This is a genomic window from Kitasatospora sp. NPDC096147, assembly GCF_044763225.1.
GTDB lineage: Bacteria > Actinomycetota > Actinomycetes > Streptomycetales > Streptomycetaceae > Kitasatospora.
In genome coordinates, this window is sequence record NZ_JBIWFX010000001.1 from 1,163,987 (window position 1) to 1,183,524 (window position 19,538).

Genomic DNA, 19,538 nt, shown 5'->3' on the forward strand with positions numbered 1-19,538 from the left:
TGAATCCTTCGGCTGTGCAGCGGGGTTGGGACATCCCGTCCGAACGCCGGGTCACCGGGCACCGTCCGCGAGGCCGCCGTCCACTGGGTCGCCGTCCACTGGGCCGCCGTCCGCTCCACCACCCGGCACACCGGCCGTCGGCCCGGCCACCGGGTCCAACGCCTCGGGCGAGTCGAGCGGCACCGGGGGGCGGTCCGCGACCAGCACCCGGCCGGGCACCAGCACGCAGATCCCGCCCTCGGCCGCACCGAGCGCGCGGCGCCAGAGCGCGGCGGCCGGGGCGGGGCGGGCGGCGGTCGGCGTGAGCAGACCGGCGTCCTGCCCCAGGTAACGGGCGCCGTCCGCCCACGGCAGGTCCGGCTCCGCACCGAGCAGCAGCAGGGCCCGGTCGGCGGCGGGCAGCCCCGGGCCGTCGTCGGCCAGCACGGCGAGCCGGGCCCCGGCCCGGACCCGCTCGCGGGCCGCCCGGGCCAGGCGCGGGACGGCGTCACCGACCGCGAGCACGGCGACGGGCGGCAGCGGCGGCTCCCGCCGCTCCCAGCGCAGCGCGACGGGCGGCACGGCACCCGGCCGCAGGGCACCCGACGGCACGGCGGACGCGGCCGTGGCGGACGCGGACTCCCCGGGTGTGCACGGCACGGCCGCCTCGGCATCCGCCGCCTCGGTATCCGCCGCGAGCCCGGCTGGCGCCGGCCCTCCCGACGCGGGCGAGTGCGGAGTCACCACGGCTACGACGGCCACCCCGGTGTCGGCCGCACGCCCGGCCTGCACCGGCATTTCGGGCACGGACGGGTCCGAGGGCTTCGGAGGGGTGCTCACGAGGGCGAGACCGCCGCGACCAGGTCGGCGCGTATCCCGGCCAGCGCGGCCGGCAGGTCGGCCGGGTCGAAGCCCGCGTCGATCTCGCGCAGCGCGGCCTCCAGCCTCAGCCGCGAGTCCGGCCCCTCGGGCAGGCCCCGGTGTTCGGCGAGCAGCGCGGTGCTGGTCCGGGCCAGGCGCTCCGCGCGGGCGGCGGTGCTGCGCGCGAGCTGCTCGGCGGCGTGCACCAGGCCGCGGTTGGCCGACTTCTCCACCAGGTCGGCCAGGGTGTCCCGGGCCAGCGCCTGGGCGTCGGCGGTCGGGGCGACCAGCGGCAGCACCCAGAGATCGCGCGCGGTGGCGGTGGTCCGGCCGTCCAGGACCGCGGCGGCGGCGATCAGCTTCTGCGAGCGCACCGCGCGGCGGTCGCTGATCGGCACCCCGGCGGCCCGCAGCCGTCGCAGTGCCGTGCCGACCAACGGGGTGACCTCGTCGAGGTCACAGGCCCGGGCGGCGGCGGCCAGCCGGTCCACGGCGGCCAGCGTGCCGCCCGCACCCGCACCCGCACCCGCACCCGTGCCGGGATCGGCGGCCGGGGCGGGCCGGCGACCGGCCTCCAGCAGCTCCTCCAGCCGGGCGTCCGCCACCGGCTCGACGAACACCCGGGCCAGGAAGCGGTCCGCGAAGGCTGCCAGTGCCGGGTCCTCGGGCAGGTGGTTGGCGGCGCCGACACAGATCCGCAGCGGACTGGGCAGCACGGTCCGGCCCCGGCGGAAGACCCGCTCGTTGAGCAGGCCGAGCAGGGTGTTCAGCACCGCCGTGGAGCCGAGGAAGACCTCGTCCAGGAAGGCGACCTCGGCCTCCGGGAGCATCCCGGCAGTCTCGAACTCGACCCGGCCCTCCCGCAGCCCGCGCAGGTCCACCGGACCGAACAGCTCGTTCGGCTCGGTGAACCGGCCGAGCAGGTACTCGAAGTAGCGGCCCCCGAGCTGCCCGGCCATCCGGCGCACGGCCTCGGACTTGGCGGTGCCCGGCGCACCGACCACCAGCAGGTGCTCCCCGGCAACGGCGCAGAGCACGACGACCTCGGCGACCGCCTCCCGGTCGACCAGGCCCCGCCCGGCGGTGGCCACGGCGGCGGCGATCAGCTCGGCGTCGGCAGCGGTCGGCACCCGGCCGGGCTCGGCGGGGAGGGGGCGGGAGTCGGTGCTGGTCTCGGTCACGAGCACGGGATTCTACGGGCCTGCCGAGACCGCTCACCAGCGGATTCGGGGCCACCCCGGCCGCCCGGACCACCACCGGGACCACGCTGCGTCGGGACACGGCGCTCGGCCGGCCTCCGTGGGCGGCGCCCGGTGCGGGGGCAGCGCCCGACGCGGAGGCTGCGATCACTTCGGGGAGCGTCCTCGGACGCCCGGATGCGGGAGCCGGACCGCCCGCCGCCGTTCCGGTGCCGGCCGCCCCGGGTCCGCTCCGGCGATCTGCCGCTCCGTCAGCAGGGAGCCCGGCGGGCGGCCCGCAGGCCGGCCGCCGTCGGGCGGAAGCCGCAGGCGTCCTGGTAGAAGGCCGCGTGCTCCGGCGTGTAGTCGGCATGCACCCACTCGCAGCCGGCCCGGAACGCCTCCTCCACCACCGACTCCACCAACTCCCGTCCGATGCCGCCGCGTTGGTGGTCGGGGTGGACGACGGTGTCGAGCAGGAAGGCGTGCACACCACCGTCCCAGACCGCGTGCACGAAGCCGATCAGGGCGCCCTCGTGGTAGGCCCCGGTCCAGCTGATGCTGTGCCGTTCCAGGCGGCTGCGCCAGGGGGTGACGGCGACCGGCCCCCCGCTGCCCCCGGGGTCGAAGGCCTGCCGGTGCAGGGTGGACAGCTCCGCGTCATCGACCGCGGGCCTGACCCGGAGCTCGACCGTGACCACCCGTGGTGCCGCCTCTCGTCGGGAAGGGCCGTCGTCAGCCCGCGAGCAGGCTACCGGGCGCCCGCCGGCTCCGGGTCACGGGCCTGCACGGGACCGGGGCGCCCACCCCTCCGCGCGGTCGTGCCGCCTCCGCACCGGCCGTCGGTCGTGGCGGAAGCATCCCGGCCGATCGCCCTCGGCCGGGGGGCGCGGCGTGCGAGGCTGCTGCCCACGGGAACCGCCTGACGGCATGTCGGGCCGACGGAGGGAAGCACCGGTGCAGGACGGGATGCGGGACGGCGAGGACGGCGCGCAGTGGGTGACCTCGCACCCGGTGGCCCACGTGGTGGGCGGTCGCGGCGAGGCCTTCGACGACGCCTGGGACGGTGTCGAGGCGGTGATCCGGCTGGACGCCGCGCAGTTCTCCGAGGAGGCGCTCCACGGCCTCGACGCCTTCTCCCACCTGAAGGTGGTCTTCCACTTCGACCGGGTGCCGGTGGACGAGGTCGAGACCGGTGCCCGGCACCCGCGCGGCAACGAGGACTGGCCGCTGGTCGGCATCTTCGCCCAGCGCGGCAGGAACCGGCCCAACCGGCTCGGGGTCTCCCGCTGCCGCCTGCACCGGGTGGACGGCCTCGACCTCCGGGTCAGCGGGCTCGACGCGGTGGCCGGCACCCCGGTGCTGGACATCAAGCCGTACATGACGGAGTTCGGCCCGCGCGGCGAGCTGCGGCAGCCCGACTGGGCCACCGAGATCATGCGCGAGTACTACTGACCCACCGCCACCACACCCCGCCGTCCGGCCGGAGCGCCGGCCGCGCCGGGGGGTCGGGTACGGGCGGAGGATAAGCGGCGCCTAGGCTGGCCGTCGAAGAAAAACGGACGAACCGGACCTGACGGACCGTCCGGCAGTGACGAGGGAAAGCAGGACCCGCCCATGGGCGACGGTATGACCGGGATGGACCACTCCGGGATGCACCACGGCGGGATGGAGCCGCTCGGCCCGTTCACCGCCGGGTCGGCGCTGACCTGGTCCACCGACTGGCCGTTCCTGGTCGGCAGCCTGCTGGCGCTCGCCGTCTACGGCGCGGGCGTGGTCCGCCTGATGCGGCGCGGCGACCGCTGGCCGGTCGGCCGGACGCTGGCCTGGGTGCTCGGCGTCGGCACCGTGCTGCTGGTGACCAACACCGGGCTGAACGACTACGGCATGGCCCTGTTCAGCGCACACATGATCCAGCACATGGTGCTCTCCATGCTCTCCCCGATCCTGCTGCTGCTCGGCGCCCCGATCACCCTCGCCCTGCGCTCGCTCCGCCCCGCCCCCAAGGGCAGCGGCCGGGGCCCGCGCGAGCTGCTGGTCGCGGTGCTGCACAGCCGGTACGTGCGGATCGTCTCGCACCCGGCGGCCACCATCCCGCTGTTCGTGGCGAGCCTGTACGCGCTCTACTTCACCCCGCTGTTCGACTTCCTGATGGGGTACCGGATCGGGCACATCGGGATGATGGTGCACTTCCTGGCGGTCGGCATGCTGTTCTTCTGGCCGATCATGGGCGTGGACCCGGGCCCGAACCGGCCGGGCTACGTGATGCGGATCATCGAGCTGTTCATGGGCATGCCGTTCCACGCCTTCTTCGGCGTGGCGGTGATGATGGCCACCCACCCGCTGGTGAAGACCTTCGACACCGCGATGGCCCCGCCCGGCACCGATCTGCTGGCCGACCAGAAGATCGCCGGCGGCATCACCTGGGCCTTCGGCGAGATCCCGACCGCCATCGTGCTGATCGCGCTCACCCTCCAGTGGGCCAAGTCCGAGGAGCGGCAGGCCCGCCGCCGCGACCGCAAGGCCGACCGGGACGGCGACGCCGAGCTGGCCGCCTACAACGCCTACCTGGCCTCGCTGGACAAGCGCGGCCAGCGCGCCGCCGAAGCCGGCTGACACCGCGTCACCGCCCCGCCCCGAAGCCCCCGCCGTCCCGACGGCGGGGGCTTCCTGCGTGCCCGGCGCCCTAAGACCCGGCGCCCTCAGACCCGGCACCCTCAGGCCCGGCGGGCCAGCCCGGCCACCAGGATGTCCAGGCCGAACTCGAAGCGCTCGTCACCGACGTTCCGGGTCAGCTCGGCCGCCAGCGCGGTCACCAGCGGGTAGCGCTCGGCCGGGATCGACTCGAAGTAGCTCCGCACCCGGTCCGAGTACTGCTGCACCTGATCGGTGCTCAGATCGCCCCGGGTGGACTCCTCCACCGCCGTCGCGGTGACGAACATCGAGAGCACGTCCACCCCGTAGGAGGCGGTCAGGTCGTCCAGGCCGCCGGCCTTCAGCAGCGCGAGCATCGCCTCGGCGTTGTCGAGCGCGTGCGGGCTGACCGGCACGTTCGCCGCCATCGCGGCCCGGGCCAGGTCGCCGTGTGAGGTGAGCACCTTCCGGGCCCGGCGCAGGTGGTCCTTCACCTGCTCCTGCCAGCGGGCCGGATCCGGCGGCTCGATGGCGATCTCGGCATAGACCCGGTCGAGCAGCTGCTCCAGCAGCTCGTCCTTGTTGCTGACGTGCGCGTACAGGCTGGCGGCCCCGGTCTCCAGCTCCTGGGCGACCCGGCGCATGGAGAGCGCGTCCAGACCCTCGGTCTCGACGATGCCCAGTGCGGCCTCGACGATCCGGTCCCGGCTGAGCGGACGGCGCTTGGCGGCGGCCTTCCCCGGGCCGGGCCAGGACTCGGGCAGACGGGTCATGCGGGCAACCTCCGGGTTCGCTGCTGGACGGTCCCACTCTAGTTGACACGAACGGCGTTCCACATCTAGAACAGTGTTCGTGACGACAAACACCGTTCGAGAAGACGAACACCGTTCCACCGAAGCCGCCGAACCGGCCGGCCACCCCTACCGCTGGGCCGGTCTGGCCCTGGTGCTGCTGGTCGAGGCGATGGACCTGCTGGACGCCACCATCACCGGCGTCGCCTCCCCGGCGATCCTGCGCGAGCTCGGCGGCGGCGAGTCGCAGATCCAGTGGATCGCCGCCGCCTACACGCTGGCCTTCGCCACCCTGCTGGTCACCGGCGCCCGGCTCGGCGACATCTTCGGCCGCAAGCGGCTCTTCCTGGTCGGCGCGGCCGGCTTCACGCTGGCCTCGGCCGCCTGCGCCGCCGCCACCGACCCGGGCCTGCTGATCGCCGGCCGCGCCGTCCAGGGCGGCTTCGCCGCGCTGCTGATCCCGCAGGGCCTCGGCCTGATCCGGGCGATGTTCCCGCCGAAGGAGCAGGGCGCCGCCTTCGGGCTGTTCGCCCCCGTGCTCGGCCTCTCCTCGGTGCTCGGCCCGACCCTCGGCGGCCTGCTGGTGGACGCCGACTGGTGGGGCACCGGCTGGCGGCTGGTCTTCCTGGTCAACCTGCCGCTGGGCGTGGTCGCCGTGCTGGCGGGCTCCCGGCTGCTGCCGGCCAACCGGCTCACCAGGGCCGAGGAGACCGTCCGCCTCGACCTGCCCGGCGCCGCCCTGACCGGCCTGGCCTCCGTCCTGCTGGTCTACCCGCTGGTGCAGGGCCGGGAGGCCGACTGGCCGCTCTGGACCTACCTGAGCATGGCCGCCGCCGTCCCGGTGCTGCTGCTGTTCGCCCGCACCCAACGCTCCGTCAGGCAGCGGGGCGGCTCTCCACTGGTGGAGCCCTCGCTGTTCCGCCGCCGGGCCTTCACCGGCGCGCTGGCCACCGGTGTGGTGTTCTTCGGCGCCTTCGCCGGCCTGATGCTGGTGCTCACCCTGCACCTCCAGCTGGGCCTGGGCTGGACTCCGGTGCACGCCGGTCTGACGATGATCCCGCTCTCGCTCGGCCTGGTCGCCGGGGCGGTGCTCTCCGGCGGGGTGCTGGCGCCGAAGTACGGCCGCCGGGTACTGCACGGCGGCCTGCTGACCGCCGCGCTGGGCGCCCTGGCGCTCTGGCTCACCGTGCTGGCCGGCGGCTCCGGCCTGACCACCTGGCAGCTGCTGCCCGCCCTGGTGCTGGAGGGCTTCGGCCTCGGGCTGATCATGGCGCCGTTCTTCGACATCGCGCTGGCCGGGGTCGAGGAGCACGAAGTCGGCTCCGCCTCCGGCGTGCTGAACGCGGTTCAGCAGCTCGGCGGCTCGATCGGGGTCGCCGTGCTCGGCACCGCCTTCTTCGGCTGGGCCGCCGCCGACGGCTCCGCGCCCGGCGCCGGCCGCACCCTCGGGCTGACCGCGCTGGCCCTGCTGGCTGCCGCAGCCCTGGCCTTCCTGCTCCCCCGGCAGGCCCGGCCCGAGGGCGGCGGGCACCACGGGTGACGGGCCGTCAGCCGATGCCCTGCCGGTCCGGGGTGAGCGCGAACGCGCGGTTGTCGGCCTCCGCCACCTCGGCGGCCACCGCCCGCTCCAGCAGGTCCCGTTGGGCCAGCAGGGGCGGGCGGCGCTCGTCCGGGGTGATCCGCAGCAGGTCGTCCATCGCGGCGGTCAGCCGACGGCTCACCTGCGGCTGGCCGGCCCCGCAGATCCGGATCTCGGTGAAGGCCAGGTCCACCGTGCACTGCCAGTCCGGGATCGGCTGCACCAGCCGGACGGCGCCCGCCCGGTCCCGGTAGCGCAGCTCGCCGAACGGGTACCCGGCCAGCAGGGCGAGCAGCTGGTGGATCCGGTCCACCGCCTGGACGGCCGTGGTCGGGTCGTTCACCGCCGGGGAGAGCGCCCGGATCGCGATGTCCACCAGCTGCCGGAAGCCGAAGCTCAGGTCCTGGTGCATGGTGCGGTCCACCCCGATGTTCAGCGCCCCGGCGATCCGGCCCGGCCGGGGCGGAGTGCCGCCGGAGACCACCACGGTCGGGGTGCCGGGCGCGATGAAGTCACCGATCCGGGGCACCAGGTGGAGCACCGCGCCGTGCTTGCGGGCGATCCGCACCAGCCGGCCCAGGCTGACGTCCCGCAGCACCCCCGAGTTCCCCTGGTGCAGCAGGGTGACCGCGTCGGTCGGCGGCTCCAGCCGGGGCCCGGCCTCCGGCGCCATCCAGCGGTAGGTGGTCAGCACCGCGACGGACTCCCGGGTGACCCGGTCGATCACGTGCGGCACCCGTAGCAGCCGCATGGTCGACTGCACGTAGAGCACGAACAGCCCGAGGCTCAGCAGCACCAGCACCACCGCCACCAGGGTGGAGACCACCGGCACGGTGGTGACCTTGGTCGGATCGGTGGTGTCGTCGTAGCCGAGCTGCACCAGCAGGGTGAACAGGAAGGTGGCCAGGCAGGTGGAGAAGGTCGCCTTGGTGATCCGGGAGCGGACGTAGAGCCGCAGCACCCGGGGGCTCATCTGACTGGCCGCCATCTGGAGCGCCACCAGCGAGATCGAGAAGACCACGCCGATGAAGGTCAGCATCGCCGAACTGACCGTGGAGACCACCGCCTTGGCCCCGCTGGCGAAGCTCAGCAGGCCCTCGGCGGAGCCGGTCTCGGAGATCTCCTCGTGCACCACCTCGGAGTCGATCCAGCTGGTGCCCAGCGCCAGCAGCACCGCCAGCACGCAGGTCACCAGCGGGGCCACCCAGAAGGACTCGCGCAGGTGCTCGCGCAGCGGCGAGAGCGGCCGGTGCCGCAGGCGGCCGGGCGGCGGAGGCGGCGCGGGCCGCCCGGATGGCCCGCTCGGCTCGGTCGGCCCGCTCGGCTCGCTCGGCTGACGGTCGGTCATCCCCTCACGCTAGCCCGGCCGGTGGCCGGTGCCCCGGTGCAACGCGCTGCCGGGGCGGCGGCACGCCGCCGAACGCGCTACCAGGGCAGGGACCACTCCTGGGAGCGGTTGCCGGGGGTGCAGCTCTGCATGCTGGTCTGCACCCCGGCGCCGTTGTCGGTCAGGCAGGTCGAACTGCCGTGGTCGCGCAGGGTGTACCGTCCCGAGCCCGCCGACACGATCGCCCACCGGTAGGTGAAGCTGAAGCCGGTGCTGAGCGAGACGGTGTAGGTGCCGCCCGGGTTGAAGTCCTGCACCATGGCCGGCTTGCTCAGGCTGCACGGGTGGATCTCGTACCAACCGCCGGAGTCGGCGCTCGAACGGACCCAGCCGTTCCCCGTGCTGCCGCCCGAGAGCACCTGCGCCCCGCCGTCGGGGCCGCTGGTGGAGAGGCCGAGCTTCCGGCCGCTGGCGCCGTTGACGATGCTGCCCCAGCCGGTGCCGCCGCAGCCGGACGGCGGGGTGTCGCCGACGGGCGCGGGGGGAGTCGGCTTGGGCGCCGGGGGCTGAGCGGTCTGCGCGGGAGGCTGGGTGGTGGTGCCGCCGCTGTTGCTGCCGCCGGACGCCGCGCCACCGGACGCCGCACCACCGCTGCCCGAACCGCCGGAGGCCGCAGCACCGCCGCCCGAACCGCCGGAGGCCACGCCGCCACCGCCACTCGCGCCGGCAGACACCTTGCCGCCGGCCGCACCACCGGACGCCGCGCCACCGGATGCCGCACCACCGCTGCCGCTCGCGGCACCGCCGCCGGACGCCCCGCCGGCCACCGACCCGCCCTGGGCCGGGGGCTGATCGGGCGTCGGCTGGCCCGGGGTGGTCTCGGTGCCGCTCGGCACCGGGCTCGCGGCCGGCGTGGCCGACGCGTTCGGGTCGCCCGTCCCCGAGGGGCTGGGCGAGCCGGTGTCGGTGCCGGTGGCCGCTGCCGGGACCTGCGGGGCGGTGGCCGCGGTGGAGGGCTTGGCCCCACCTGCCTCCGCCCGCCACGGGGTCTGCTCCAGCAGGTAGACGCCGCCCGCCCCGGCGGTGATCAGTACCGGCACCACGATCGGCACCAGCACCTTGGTCCGGCGCCGCCGCCGCTCCTGCGGCGACCGGTCCGAGACCGTCACCGGCGTCTCGGCCTGTCCGGGCCGCACCGGGACGAACGCGCTGGCGATCACGGTGGGCTCGCGGACCGGCTCCGCCGCCTCCGGCCGCCCGGCCGCCGCCCGGGCGGCGGCGGCCATCGCGGCGGCGTCCGGGAAGCGCTCGGCCGGGTCCTTGCGCAGCGCCTTGGCGACGAACTCGCGGACCGGCTCGGGAAACGATTCACCGAGCTGCGGGGCGGGCTGCTGGAGGTGCTTGAGCACGATCTCCAGCACCGTCTCCCCGGTGAACGGCAGCTGCCCGGTGAGGAGTTCGAAGGCCACCACACCGAGCGAGTAGAGGTCGGACGCGGGGCTGGTGGAGCCGCCGTCGGCCTGCTCGGGAGCGATGTAGAGGGCGGTGCCGAGCACCGAGTTGGTGGTGGTGATCTTCGTGCCGGCCATCGCGTGGGCGATACCGAAGTCGGTGACCGTGACGCCGCTGTCGGTGCGCAGCATCAGGTTGGAGGGCTTGATGTCGCGGTGCACGATCTCCCGCTGGTGGGCCGCGTGCAGGGCGTCCAGGGCGTCGGCCATGATGCCGAGCGCCCTGGCGGGCACCATCGGGCCCTCGGCGGTGAGCACGTCGTTCAGCGGCTTGCCGTCGATGAACTCCATGACGATGTAGGCGATCCGCTCGTCCTCGCCCTCACCCGGCTCCCCGTAGTCGTGCACGTGCACGATGCCGGGGTGCTTGAGGGTGGCGAGGATGCGGGCCTCCCGACGGAAGCGCTCGGTGAAGTTGCGGTCCTCCAGCAGGCCGGGATGCATGATCTTGACCGCGACCTCGCGCTCCAGCACGCCGTCGGTGGCCCGCCAGACGTCGCCCATCCCGCCGCCGCCGACGCGTTCGGTGAGCGTGTAACGCTCCCCGAGCACGGTCCCCCGACCCCACATGCGCTGCCCCCTTGTCATGGCCGGTACCGACTACTGACCGGCCGTCAATTCGCGCACAGTCTGCCAGACGCCTCCACGGGCTCAACCCCCCAGGAGGCCACGGAGCTTGAGGGCATCCGGTGCCACCGCCGTGACCAGGGACGATGCCGTCCCCGGCAGGGAGAGCAGCACCGCGTCCGCCCCCTCCGGCACGCTCGGACCGGGCAGGCCGACGGTCAGCAGCTGCCCGGCCGCACGGTGCTCACCCAGGCAGGCCGGACCGTCCCACCCCGGCGCACCGGGGCCGAGGTCGGTCTGCTGGTCCAGCACGGTCCGGCCCGCCTGACGGACGGTCAGCCGGGAGGTGAGACGGCCGGGCGGGGCTCCCCGGTTCCAGTCGTGCGCGCGGCCGAGCACCTGCTCCTCCCGGTGGCGCAGCCGGGCCCCGGCGGCCAGCTCGACCACCGTGGTCAGCACCAGGTGGCTGCCGCTCGCCGCCACCACCGGCTCCGGCCGCCAGTCCAGCAGCGCCCCCTCCCCGACCGTCAACTCGACGGTGTAGTACGCCTTGCCGCCCTCGCGGCCGGGCAGGCTGATGGTCGCGGCGGCACTGGTGACGTGCAGGGCGGCGCCCGGCCGGACGGTGACCCGCACGCCCAGCCGGTCACCGCCCAGCGGGGCGGCCATCGCGCCGACCAGCACCACGTGCGCGGCGGGCGCGGCGCCGAGGGTGCGGCGCACCGCGATCGGGCCACCGCCGGCCAGCACCGGCAGCACGGTGCCGCCCCGGCCGTCCGGCTCGGCGGTGATCCTGGCCACCGCCGCCTCGGCGCCCGCCGCTCCACCGCCAGCCGGACCGACCGCCGCTCCCTGGCCCGCCGGCCCGTCCGTCACCGCCGCTGCCAGTCCGCCAGCCGGGCCCGGACCCAGGCCGCCACCGGGGCGATCCCGTCGGGGGCGGTCAACGCCGTGAACAGGGTGGGGAGTTCGCCGCGCTGGGCCTTGGCGTCCCGGGCCATCACGTCGAGATCGGCGCCGACCAGCGGGGCCAGGTCGGTCTTGTTGACCACCAGCAGGTCCGAGGTGGAGACGCCGGGGCCGCCCTTGCGGGGGATCTTGTCGCCGCCGGAGACGTCGATGACGAAGACCTGGTGGTCCACCAGGCCCCGGCTGAAGGTGGCGGTCAGGTTGTCCCCGCCGGATTCGACCAGGATCAGGTCGAGCGGCCCGAGGGCCGCCTCCAGCTCCTCCACCGCCTCCAGATTGGCCGAGATGTCGTCCCGGATCGCGGTGTGCGGGCAGCAGCCGGTCTCCACCGCGGTGATCCGCTCGGGCGGCAGCACCGCGTGCCGCAGCAGGAACTCGGCGTCCTCGGTGGTGTAGATGTCGTTGGTCACCACCGCCAGCGAGAGCTCCTCGCGCAGCTCGCGGCAGAGCGCCGCCACCGTCGCGGTCTTGCCGGAGCCGACCGGCCCGCCGAGGCCGATCCGCAGTGCGCGGGGCTCCGGCCGGGTGGCGGTGTCGGTGTGGGCGTGGCTGATGACGTGCTCGTGGGGGTCCACGTGGTCACGATGCAAAGAGACGCACCTTCCAGGAGTTGTGCCGCTCGGCATAGATGTCGAGCAACGGGGCTGAAGCGGACGGGAGTTCGCCCCGGCCGGCCGCCGCGACGGCCTCGGCGGCGACGGCGTCCATCGCCGGGGCCAGCCGGGCCAGGTGGGCGGTCACCTGGTACGGGTCCAGGCCGAGCAGGCGCACGCACGCGGTGGCCGGCCCGTTGACGCTCTCGTACACGGCCACCGCCGCCGCGTCCCGGGCGGTCAGCCCGGCCGCGTACGCGGTGACCCCGAGCACCACCGGCTGGTGCGCACCGCCGGGGTGACGCTCCCTCAGGCCGTCCAGCAGGGGGTGCGGCCAGGCCGCCCGGGCCGCCCGCAGCAGCTGCCGCCCGAGCTTGCGGCTCACCCCCCGCTGCGCCGCAGAGGGCGTCCGGGCCTCGGCGGCCTCGTCCCACGCGTCCGCCCGGCCGGGATCGAGCGCGGCCGCCGCCGCCAGCGCGGCCGAGGTCAGCCCGACGGCGTGCAGCCGACCGGTGAGGAACGCCGCCATCCCCGCCGCGTCCCGCACCCGACCGGCCTGCACGGCGGCCTCCGCCCCGCCCGAGTGCGCGTGCCCCCCGGCGGGGAACCGCCCGTCGGCGAGCAGCAGCAGCGCGGCGACGCCGGCGGCCGGGCCCGCACCGGGACCCCAGCCGGCACCGCCCACGGCGGGCGCCGGCTCGACCGCGGTGCGGACCACCGCGGGCGCGGGATCGGCCACCCCGACGGTGGCCACCGCCTGCGGTGGCGCCGCCGAGGGCCCGCCGCGCGGCCCCCGCGATCGGGCCGGCGCCGTCCCCGCCGCCGCAGGCGGTACTGGCCCGCCGGGTCCCTCGGCCGGCGGCAGCCCGCCCGCCGGGTGCACCGGATGCCGTACCGGGCGGGCGGAGCCCGCGTCCGGCTCCGCCTCCCGGCCCCCCACTTCCCCGTCCTCCGCCCCGGGCCGCGGCCCCGGCACGGTGTGCAGCTCCGCCATCCCGACCCCGCCCCTAGAACAGGAAGTACCGCTGCGCGAGCGGTAGTTCGGTGACGGGCTCGGCGGTGACCGGCTCGCCGTCCACCGTCACGGTGAAGGTGTCCGGGTCGACCCGGACGTCGGGCCGGGCGGTGTTGTTGTGCAGGTGGTCCTTGGTGACGCCCCGGGTGTTGCCGATGGCGGCGAACGGCTTGCCCAGGCCGAGGCGTTCGGCGAGGCCCGCCTCGATCGCCGCCGGGGCGGTGAAGTTGACCGAGTTGGCGGACGGGGCCCGCCCGGTCGCGCCGAACATCGGGCGGGGCAGCACGGGTTGGGGCGTGGGGATGGAGGCGTTGGCGTCCCCCATCTGGGCCCAGGCGATCTGCCCGCCCTTGACCACCACATCGGGCTTGACCCCGAAGAAGGCGGGCGACCAGAGCACCAGGTCGGCCAGCTTGCCGGGCTCCACCGAGCCCACCAGGTGGTCCATCCCCTGGGCCACCGCCGGGTTGATGGTGTACTTGGCCACGTACCGGCGGGCCCGGTGGTTGTCCGCCCGGCCGTCCCCGGGCAGGGCGCCCCAGCGGGCCTTGCCCACGTGCGCGGTCTGCCAGGTGCGCAGCACCACCTCCCCGATCCGCCCCATCGCCTGCGAGTCCGAGCTGATGATGGAGATGGCCCCGAGGTCGTGCAGCAGGTCCTCGGCCGCGATGGTCGAGGTCCGGATCCGGGATTCCGCGAAGGCCAGGTCCTCCGGCACGTGCGGGCTGAGGTGGTGGCAGACCATCAGCATGTCGAGGTGCTCGGCCACCGTGTTGCCGGTGAGCGGGCGGGTCGGGTTGGTGGAGCTGGGCAGCACGTTGGGCTCGGAGACCACGCTGATGATGTCCGGGGCGTGGCCGCCGCCCGCGCCCTCGGTGTGGTAGGCGTGGATGCCCCGTCCGGCGATCGCCGCCAGGGTGTCCGCGACGAACCCGGCCTCGTTCAGGGTGTCGGTGTGGATGGCCAGTTGGGCCCCGGACTCCTCGCACACCCGCAGGCAGGCGTCGATCACGGCGGGGGTGGCGCCCCAGTCCTCGTGGATCTTGAAGCCGACCGCACCGCCCCGCAGCTGGGCGCGCATCGCCTCGGCGTTGACGGTGTTGCCCTTGCCGAGCAGGCCGACGTTGACCGGCAGGCCGTCCATCGCCTCGAACATCCGGGCCAGGTGCCAGGAGCCCGGGGTGACGGTGGTGGCCTTGCTGCCCTCGGCCGGGCCGGTGCCGCCGCCGACCAGGGTGGTGATGCCGGAGGCCAGCGCCTCGTCCGCCAACTGCGGGCAGATGAAGTGCACATGGGCGTCGATCGCCCCGGCGGTGAGGATCTTCCCGTTGCCGGCGATCACCTCCGTCTCCGGCCCGATCACCAGCGCGGGGTGCACGCCGTCCATGGTCTCCGGGTTCCCGGCCTTGCCGAGCGCGGTGATCCGGCCGTCCCGGATGCCCACGTCGGCCTTGACCACGCCCCAGTGGTCCAGCACCACCGCACCGGTGATCACCGTGTCGGGGGCGCCGTCGGCCCGGGAGGCCCGGCCCTGCCCCATCGACTCCCGGATCACCTTGCCGCCGCCGAAGACCGCCTCGTCCCCTCCGGCACAGCGGTCCTCCTCCACCTCCACCAGCAGGTTGGTGTCCCCCAGCCGGATCCGGTCGCCGACCGTCGGCCCGTAGAGCGCGGCGTACCGCTCCCGGCTCAACCGCAGTGCGTACCCGCTCACTTCAGCGCACCTCCGACCTCTCTCCGCAGCCCGTGCACCTCGCGCAGCCCGCCGATCGGCACCAGCTCCACCGCGACCGGGATGCCGGGCTCGAAGCGGACGGCCGTCCCGGCGGGCACGTTCAGCCGCAGGCCGTACGCCGCCGCACGGTCGAACGCCAGGCCCGGGTTGACCTCGGCGAAGTGGTAGTGCGAGCCGACCTGCACCGGGCGGTCGGCCGCGTTCAGCACCGTGAGCCGGGTGACGGGGGCGCCGGCGTTCAGCCCGATCTCCCCCTCCCCGTGCAGCACTTCACCGGGGACGATCCCCTGCTCCGCGCTCACCGGATCGGCCCGTGCACGGTGACCAGCTTGGTGCCGTCCGGGAAGGTGGCCTCGACCTGGACGTCCGGGATCATCTCGGGGATCCCGTCCATCACGTCCGCGCGGCCCAGCACCTCCCGGCCGGACTCCATCAGCTCGGCGACGGTCCGCCCGTCCCGGGCGCCCTCCAGTACGTGCGAGGTGATCAGGGCGACCGCCTCGGGGTGGTTGAGCCGCAGGCCGCGCGCCCGCCGGGCCCGGGCCACCTCGGCCGCGACGTGGATGAGCAGGCGTTCCTGCTCATGGGGAGTGAGCCGCATCCGCACTCCTAGGGAGAGATTTTCCGGCACACCGTAGCGGACCGGCGGGGCACGCACCACCCGCTCCCAGCTGGGCATCTGACGTTCTTTTAGGGGAATTTACGATCGGATTTCCATCCGATTTCCAAGCCCTCTCAGCGGCATTCCCGAAGCCGTGACGGAGCTTTTACCCGAAGCCCGGATCCTCCGAAGGACCGGCCCGCCCGCCGGGTCGTCATCGGAGCTTTCCACAGGATTCGCCCGGAGTGCACCGGCAGCGGCGGGTCCGGCTCCTACCGTACGGACCGGTAACGGCACTCACCGGGGAGACGACATGACGGACCTTCACAGCTCAGCGACCTCGCGCCGCTGGTTCCTCCGGGCCGGCGGCGCCGTCGGCGTCGGGGCCGCCGCGCTCGGCGCGGGGGTCGTCCCGGCCGCCGCCGACGACGCCCCGGCCCGCCAGGGCGCGGAGGACGCCCCGGAGGCGCTGCGGGCCGCCGGCACCCGGCCGGCCGTGCGCACCGGCACGGGCCTCGACCGGCTGCCGCACCCGCTGGTGGTCGCCCACCGGGGTGCCAGCGGCTACCGCCCCGAGCACACCATCGGCTCCTACGAGCACGCGCTCGACCTCGGCGCCGACGTGATCGAGCAGGACCTGGTGCCCACCAAGGACGGCCACCTGGTGGTCCGGCACGAGAACGAGATCGGCGGCACCACCGATGTCGCCGACCGCAAGGAGTTCACCGGCCGCAAGACCACCAAGACCATCGACGGCAAGCCCGTCACCGGCTGGTTCACCGAGGACTTCACGCTGGCCGAGCTGCGCACCCTGCGCGCCAAGGAGCGCCTCCCGCTCCAGCGCCAGCACAACACCCTCTACGACGGCCGCTGGGCGGTGCCCACCTTCCGCGAGGTGGCCGAGTTCGCCGCCCGCCGGGCCCGCACCACCGGCCGCGAGGTCTGGCTCTACGTCGAGACCAAGCACCCCTCCTACTTCCGCTCGATCGGCCTGCCGCTGGAGGAGCGCCTGGCCACCGAGCTGCGCCGGGCCGGCCTGGCCGGCAAGCGCGGCCGGGCGATCCTGCAGTCCTTCGAGCCGAGCAGCCTCCAGCGCCTGGCCAAGCTGGTCGACAACCCGCGCATCCAGCTGCTCGGCGACGCCACCACCCAGCCCTACGACTTCGTGCTGGCCAAGGACCCCCGCACGGTGGCCGACCTGGTCACCCCGGCCGGGCTGCGCTGGATCGCCTCCTTCGCCCACGGCCTCGGCCCCACCACCAACCTGATCGCCCCGGTCGACCCGGCCACCGGCAAGCTCCGCCCGGTCACCACCCTGGTCGCCGACGCGCACGCGGCCAACCTGCTGCTGCACCCCTACACCCTGCGCAACGAGAACGCCTTCCTCCCCGCCGACTTCCGCCGGGGCACCGACCCCAACGCCTACGGGGACTCGATCGCCTGGGCCCGCTTCCTGATGGACCAGGGCGTGGACGGCTTCTTCACCGACAACACCGACAGCAGCCGCCTGGCCCGCGCCGACTTCTGGGCGGCCAAGGGCGTCTCCTGAGCCGTCCCGCCCCGGAGCCGTCCGACGGACCGTCACCCTGACGGCCCGTCGGACGGCTCCGCCGTTCCCGGCACCGCAACTACCGGCCCCGCCACTCCCGGCCCCACCGCCCTCAGGAGCGGTCCACGGCATCGGTCACGTGCTGCCGGACGGCCGCCTCCGCGAGGCGGGCATTCAGCGCGGAGCGGATGACCGTCACACCGGCTGCGGCTCCCGGCCGGCCTGGTCCGCCGCCTCTCGCAGGCCCGCACCGGCACCGATCCGGAGACGCTGTCGTTCCGCTCCGAGAAGCGCTACGACACCACCCCCGCCGATCGACCGGCCCGGGCCGCCGGGCTCACCCGGCCGCCGGTCGAGGAGGTGCTCCGCCGCTGGGCCGACCGCCTGGTCGCCGAGGACGTCGGCGGCAGCCGACCTCCGGGCACCCCACGATCGCCTGAACCGGCAGAGCCGCCAGGCCATTCAGGCTTCCGCGGCCGGGCATCCGGCCGACCGGTGCACCGGAACGCAGGGCCCGTCCAGCACCGACCCTGGTCGGCGTCGGTCGAGCAGGTGCTCCGCCGCCAGGCCGACCACCAGGCCACGGAGAACCCCCGGACCGCACCGCCCGCCGACCGGCCGAGCCCTCGGCTCGGCACCGCAACTCGGCCATCTGACGACCCGTGGCGGGCGGTCAGCCAGGCTGCGCGGCAACCGGCCGCCCGGCTCCCCGACTGGTCCGGCCGACGGCCCGTCAGGGCAGCGGGACCAGCCGGGTGCCGTTGCGCTGGAGCGCCTCCACCGTCAACCGCTCGCGGTTCGGCCGGGCCACCGCCACGGTGCGGTCGGCCGGGGTCTGGTCCACGGCCCAGCCGTTGCCCCGGAGTTGGATGCGGTCGACCCGGCGGCTGGCCGCCGCAAGCAGGTACTCGGCTCCCTGCGGCGAGCGCCACCAGGTCCACCCCAGGGTGTCCTGCTCGTAGCGACTGCAGGCCCTGCCGTCGGCCCGGCCGGTCCGCGCCGCCGCCCGGGCGCCGGGCAGCAGGACGGCGGTGGCGGCACTGCCCTCGCCGCCCCAGCGGTCGGCCCGCAGGCAGAGCCACTCGGCCCGGCCGGCGTTCTCCGGAAGCGGCTGCCCGGCGAACGCCCAGAGGTTCAACTGCCGTACGCCGGAGGTCACATCGGGTACCGAACAGGCCGCCGCCGCCCACAGACGCAGGGCCTCCGCGCTCACCGCCTCCCGGGGCGAGCGGGCCGGGCCCTGCTCCGGTGGCGGGGTGTAGCTCAGCCGGGCCGGCCGCAGCCCGCCCACGTCGGCCAGCACGAAGGCGTGCTGCTCGGCCACCACCGGTGTGGAGCGCAGCTGGAGCAGCACCGGACCGGGGCACCCCGGTGCCGTCGTCGGGGCGGGCACCGGCCCGGAAACGCCGTCGGTCCGAGCCAACTGCTGGACGGGCGCGGACGGTTGGTCGATCCGCCGGGTCTCGGTGGTGTCGATCCACGGCGCCAGCAGGTACCGCACCCCACCCGCTCCCCGGGTCAGCACCACGGCGGCGGCGCTGGTCACGTCGGAGTCGTCCGCCCGCCCCAACAGCAGCCCACCGCCAGGCCCTTCGGTGTACCGGGCCAGGCGGGCGCCGTCGTACAGCAGCACCACGGTGGCCCCCTCCACCGTGCCCGCGTACAGCAGGTGCGGCACCTCCACCGGAGGCCGGGCGACCGTTCCGGCCTCCACCACGACCCCGGCCAAGGTCCCTGCCCCCGAGCCGGAACCCGCACCGGACCCCGAGCCCGTCCCGACGGCCCGCCAGGCGGCCACCGCACGGTCCACCAGAGCCCCGTCGTCCCGCCGGTCCCCCCGGCTCGGCCAGGCCGTGTAGTCGACCCGGGCGGTCCGCCGCCACAGGTCGTCGGCGACCCGGACCACCTCCGCCCGGGCCGCCGCGGCGGGTACCGGCGGCGGAGCGGACGGCGGGCGGACGGGGGCGGTGGTCGCCGAGGGCGCCGCCATCCCGAAGCCGGCCGCGGCCAGCACCAGCACCCCGGCCACCCCGCCCGCCACCCGGCGCCGCCGCAGCAGGTCACTCGGCTGCACCCGCACCCGGCAGGCGTCGAAGGCGGGCCAGTGCTCGGCCCAGCGCTCGGGCCCGTCACCCCGGGCCCGGGCCGCCGCCAGCGACGGCCCGGCCGCGCGCACCGCCGCCACCGCCGCCCGCTCCTCGACCCCGGCCTCGGCCAGCAGCGCCGCCACCGCCTCCGGCGCCAGCCCGTCCACCAGCCCGAGCGCGAACGCCGCCCGGGCCGGCCGGTCCAGCGCTCCCAACTCCCGGTCCAGCATCAGCTCGTCCGGATCGCCGCCCAGGCTGAACAGGCGCACCCCGAGCACCACCGGCCCCGGCCGCAGCCGGTCCCGCCGGCGCGGGCGCAGCACCCCGCGGAGCAGCCGGAGCCGGAGCGCCGCGTACGTCGCGCTGGGGCCGTCGGCCTCCGGGCCGCGCAGTGGCAGCGCGCGCTGGACGGCCGCGTGCGCGGCGAGCACCCGGCGGTGTCTGGTCCGGCCGTCCGGCAGCACCAGGCGGGCGATCCCGACCAGCCGTGGGTAGTTGGCCACCAACGCCGCCTCGGCATCGGTGAGGCGGACCGATTCTCCGCTCAACACCCTCAGCTCCC

The 19,538-nt window shown here is 75.4% G+C and carries 17 protein-coding genes; 4 read left to right on the plus strand and 13 right to left on the minus strand.

What is annotated here, in order from left to right; translation table 11 throughout:
* Nucleotides 1-51: 51 nt before the first annotated feature.
* The 3 genes from ACIRBX_RS05030 to ACIRBX_RS05040 form a co-directional block, all read right to left on the minus strand.
* Nucleotides 52-561, minus strand: a complete 510-nt coding sequence (locus tag ACIRBX_RS05030; RefSeq protein WP_402293778.1) for a hypothetical protein — start codon at nt 559-561, stop codon at nt 52-54.
* Between the two features lie 254 nt (nt 562-815).
* Nucleotides 816-2,021 carry an AAA family ATPase gene (locus ACIRBX_RS05035; protein ID WP_402293779.1) on the minus strand — a complete coding sequence of 402 codons (1,206 nt, stop codon included), beginning with the start codon at nt 2,019-2,021 and terminating at the stop codon, nt 816-818.
* Between the two features lie 269 nt (nt 2,022-2,290).
* The gene (locus ACIRBX_RS05040; RefSeq protein WP_402293780.1) at nt 2,291-2,719 is read right to left on the minus strand and encodes a GNAT family N-acetyltransferase; all 429 of its coding nucleotides are present in this window, start codon (nt 2,717-2,719) and stop codon (nt 2,291-2,293) included.
* A gap of 268 nt (nt 2,720-2,987) precedes the next feature.
* Here ACIRBX_RS05040 and ACIRBX_RS05045 point away from each other — a divergent pair, with 268 nt between their 5' ends.
* Both ACIRBX_RS05045 and ACIRBX_RS05050 read left to right on the plus strand, forming a co-directional pair.
* Nucleotides 2,988-3,473 carry an SAM-dependent methyltransferase gene (locus tag ACIRBX_RS05045; RefSeq protein WP_402293895.1) on the plus strand — a complete coding sequence of 162 codons (486 nt, stop codon included), beginning with the start codon at nt 2,988-2,990 and terminating at the stop codon, nt 3,471-3,473.
* Nucleotides 3,474-3,656: 183 nt separating this feature from the next.
* The gene (locus tag ACIRBX_RS05050; protein ID WP_402293896.1) at nt 3,657-4,634 is read left to right on the plus strand and encodes a cytochrome c oxidase assembly protein; all 978 of its coding nucleotides are present in this window, start codon (nt 3,657-3,659) and stop codon (nt 4,632-4,634) included.
* A gap of 101 nt (nt 4,635-4,735) precedes the next feature.
* On the opposite strand, the gene ACIRBX_RS05055 is transcribed toward ACIRBX_RS05050, so the two are convergent.
* Nucleotides 4,736-5,425 carry a TetR/AcrR family transcriptional regulator gene (locus tag ACIRBX_RS05055; RefSeq protein WP_402293781.1) on the minus strand — a complete coding sequence of 230 codons (690 nt, stop codon included), beginning with the start codon at nt 5,423-5,425 and terminating at the stop codon, nt 4,736-4,738.
* 79 nt (nt 5,426-5,504) lie between these two features.
* On the opposite strand from ACIRBX_RS05055, the gene ACIRBX_RS05060 reads away from it, so the two are divergent.
* Nucleotides 5,505-6,983 carry an MFS transporter gene (locus tag ACIRBX_RS05060; RefSeq protein WP_402293782.1) on the plus strand — a complete coding sequence of 493 codons (1,479 nt, stop codon included), beginning with the start codon at nt 5,505-5,507 and terminating at the stop codon, nt 6,981-6,983.
* Nucleotides 6,984-6,990: 7 nt separating this feature from the next.
* Here ACIRBX_RS05060 and ACIRBX_RS05065 read toward each other — a convergent pair whose 3' ends face one another.
* The 8 genes from ACIRBX_RS05065 to ACIRBX_RS05100 all read right to left on the minus strand — a co-directional run bounded on the left by ACIRBX_RS05065 (nt 6,991) and on the right by ACIRBX_RS05100 (nt 15,340).
* A complete protein-coding gene (locus ACIRBX_RS05065) occupies nt 6,991-8,370 on the minus strand; it encodes a DUF2254 domain-containing protein (RefSeq protein WP_402293783.1) in 1,380 nt (459 codons plus the stop codon).
* 77 nt (nt 8,371-8,447) lie between these two features.
* Nucleotides 8,448-10,430: a protein kinase gene (locus ACIRBX_RS05070; protein ID WP_402293784.1), complete on the minus strand. Its 1,983-nt coding sequence runs from the start codon at nt 10,428-10,430 to the stop codon at nt 8,448-8,450.
* 81 nt (nt 10,431-10,511) lie between these two features.
* Nucleotides 10,512-11,303, minus strand: a complete 792-nt coding sequence (locus tag ACIRBX_RS05075) for an urease accessory protein UreD (RefSeq protein ID WP_402293785.1) — start codon at nt 11,301-11,303, stop codon at nt 10,512-10,514.
* On the minus strand, nt 11,300-11,986 hold the full coding sequence (gene ureG / locus ACIRBX_RS05080; protein ID WP_402293786.1) for an urease accessory protein UreG: 687 nt from the start codon (nt 11,984-11,986) through the stop codon (nt 11,300-11,302). Before ureG ends, ACIRBX_RS05075 begins: the two co-directional genes overlap by 4 nt.
* Nucleotides 11,976-12,674 carry an urease accessory protein UreF gene (locus ACIRBX_RS05085; protein WP_402293897.1) on the minus strand — a complete coding sequence of 233 codons (699 nt, stop codon included), beginning with the start codon at nt 12,672-12,674 and terminating at the stop codon, nt 11,976-11,978. The genes ureG and ACIRBX_RS05085 overlap by 11 nt, the downstream gene beginning before the upstream one ends.
* Before the next feature lie 322 nt (nt 12,675-12,996).
* A complete protein-coding gene (locus ACIRBX_RS05090) occupies nt 12,997-14,718 on the minus strand; it encodes an urease subunit alpha (protein WP_402293787.1) in 1,722 nt (573 codons plus the stop codon).
* Nucleotides 14,715-15,023, minus strand: a complete 309-nt coding sequence (locus ACIRBX_RS05095; protein ID WP_402293898.1) for an urease subunit beta — start codon at nt 15,021-15,023, stop codon at nt 14,715-14,717. Before ACIRBX_RS05095 ends, ACIRBX_RS05090 begins: the two co-directional genes overlap by 4 nt.
* 14 nt (nt 15,024-15,037) lie before the next feature.
* Nucleotides 15,038-15,340 (minus strand): urease subunit gamma, encoded by a 303-nt coding sequence (locus ACIRBX_RS05100; protein ID WP_402293788.1) that lies wholly within the window; start codon nt 15,338-15,340, stop codon nt 15,038-15,040.
* 313 nt (nt 15,341-15,653) lie between these two features.
* Here ACIRBX_RS05100 and ACIRBX_RS05105 point away from each other — a divergent pair, with 313 nt between their 5' ends.
* On the plus strand, nt 15,654-16,889 hold the full coding sequence (locus ACIRBX_RS05105) for a glycerophosphodiester phosphodiesterase (RefSeq protein WP_402293789.1): 1,236 nt from the start codon (nt 15,654-15,656) through the stop codon (nt 16,887-16,889).
* A gap of 733 nt (nt 16,890-17,622) precedes the next feature.
* Here the strand turns inward: ACIRBX_RS05105 and ACIRBX_RS05110 are convergent.
* Entirely contained in the window at nt 17,623-19,524 is a 1,902-nt protein-coding gene (locus ACIRBX_RS05110; RefSeq protein ID WP_402293790.1) for a hypothetical protein, read from the minus strand.
* Between the last annotated feature and the right edge of the window lie 14 nt (nt 19,525-19,538).

Coding starts and splice junctions, on each gene's coding strand:
- ACIRBX_RS05045 (WP_402293895.1), top strand. CDS start 2,988: ATGCGGGACGGCGAGGACGGCGCGCAGTGGGTGACCTCGCACCCGGTG.
- ACIRBX_RS05050 (WP_402293896.1), top strand. CDS start 3,657: ATGGACCACTCCGGGATGCACCACGGCGGGATGGAGCCGCTCGGCCCG.
- ACIRBX_RS05100 (WP_402293788.1), bottom strand. CDS start 15,340: ATGCGGCTCACTCCCCATGAGCAGGAACGCCTGCTCATCCACGTCGCG.
- ACIRBX_RS05055 (WP_402293781.1), bottom strand. CDS start 5,425: ATGACCCGTCTGCCCGAGTCCTGGCCCGGCCCGGGGAAGGCCGCCGCC.
- ACIRBX_RS05065 (WP_402293783.1), bottom strand. CDS start 8,370: ATGACCGACCGTCAGCCGAGCGAGCCGAGCGGGCCGACCGAGCCGAGC.
- ACIRBX_RS05070 (WP_402293784.1), bottom strand. CDS start 10,430: ATGTGGGGTCGGGGGACCGTGCTCGGGGAGCGTTACACGCTCACCGAA.
- ACIRBX_RS05105 (WP_402293789.1), top strand. CDS start 15,654: ATGACGGACCTTCACAGCTCAGCGACCTCGCGCCGCTGGTTCCTCCGG.